Origin of the sequence: Kitasatospora sp. NPDC047058 (assembly GCF_040643935.1) — a bacterium.
In the GTDB taxonomy this organism is placed as follows: domain Bacteria; phylum Actinomycetota; class Actinomycetes; order Streptomycetales; family Streptomycetaceae; genus Kitasatospora.
The window spans coordinates 1-1,532 of sequence record NZ_JBEYVJ010000832.1; the positions used below are offsets into that span (position 1 = coordinate 1).

General features: G+C 69.3%; 1 protein-coding gene. It reads right to left on the reverse strand.

What is annotated here, in order from left to right; all coding sequences use genetic code 11:
* On the reverse strand, positions 1–1,532 hold a 1,532-nt coding region (locus ABZ885_RS40880; protein WP_360200247.1), incomplete at both ends, for a HAMP domain-containing protein.

Sequence of the window (1,532 nt, forward strand, 5' to 3'; positions counted from 1 at the left end):
GCTCCGGCAGGTCCACCGGCGCGCCCTTCGCCGTCGCCGCCCGGGCTATGGATGATGCCGGCGTACTCGACCTGCTTGGCGCTCAGGTTCCGCGTGGGGTTCTGGGCGAGCAGCTGGGCGAGGATGAGCAGGCTGTTGAGCGGGGTGCGCAGTTCGTGGCTCATGTTGGCCAGGAACTCCGACTTGTACTTCGAGGCCAGCGACAGCTGGTGGGCGCGGTCCTCCAGCTCCTGGCGGGCCTGCTCGATCTCCAGGTTCTTGGTCTCGATGTCGCGGTTCTGGGCGGCCAGCAGCTCCGCCTTCTCCTCGAGTTCGGCGTTGGATGCCTGCAGCTCCTCCTGGCGCGCCTGCAACTCCTCCGAGCGCACCCGCAGTTCGGCCGTGAGGCGCTGCGACTCGCCGAGCAGCTCGTCGGTCCGGGCACCGGCGACGATGGAGTTGACATTGACGCCGATCGTCTCCATCAGCTGGTCGAGGAAGTCCCGGTGAACGGGTGTGAACGGCCGCAGGGATGCCAGCTCGATGACCCCGAGCACCGCGTCCTCCACCACGATCGGCAGCACGACGAGGGACAGTTCGTCCGTGCGGCCCAGACCGGAGGAGACGGCCAGGTAGCCGGCCGGCAGCCGATCGACCGCGATCGTGCGCCGGCTGCGGGCGGCCTGGCCGACGAACGACTCGCCCAGCCGGAACCGTACGGGGCGCTCACCGTCGGGGAAGGCGAAGGAGGCCACGAGCTGGAGCACGGTCCCGGCTCCGCCGTCCTCCTCGGTGAGGTAGAAGGCGCCGCACTGCGCGCCGACCAGCGGAGTGAGCTCGTCCATGACCGATTCGGCGACGGCCGCGAGGTCACGCCGGCCCTGCATCAGGGCGGAGAAGCGGGCGAGGTTGGTCTTCAGCCAGTCCTGTTCCTCGTTGGCGCGGGTGGTCTCGCGCAGGGACTCCACCATGAAGTTGATGTTGTCCTTGAGGTCGGCGACCTCGCCGGAGGCGTCGACGGTGATCGAACGGGTGAGGTCGCCCGCGGCGACCGCGCTGGTGACTTCGGCGATCGCACGGACCTGTCGGGTGAGGTTGCCGGCGAGCTCGTTGACGTTCTCGGTCAGCCGCTTCCAGGTGCCGGAGACGCCCTCGACCTCGGCCTGGCCGCCGAGCCGGCCCTCCGTACCGACCTCGCGGGCCACCCGGGTGACCTCGTCGGCGAACGCGCCCAGCTGGTCGACCATCGTGTTGATGGTGGTCTTGAGTTCCAGGATCTCGCCGCGGGCGTCCACATCGATCTTGCGAGTGAGATCGCCCCTGGCCACCGCGGTGGTCACCTGGGCGATGTTGCGCACCTGACTGGTCAGATTGTGCGCCATGAAGTTGACGTTGTCGGTGAGGTCCTTCCACGTCCCCGCAACGTTGGGCACCCGGGCCTGGCCGCCCAGCGTCCCCTCGGTGCCGACCTCGCGGGCCACCCGGGTCACCTCGTCGGCGAACGCGGAGAGCGTGTCGACCATGGTGTTGATCACGCCGGCCAGCACCGCGAC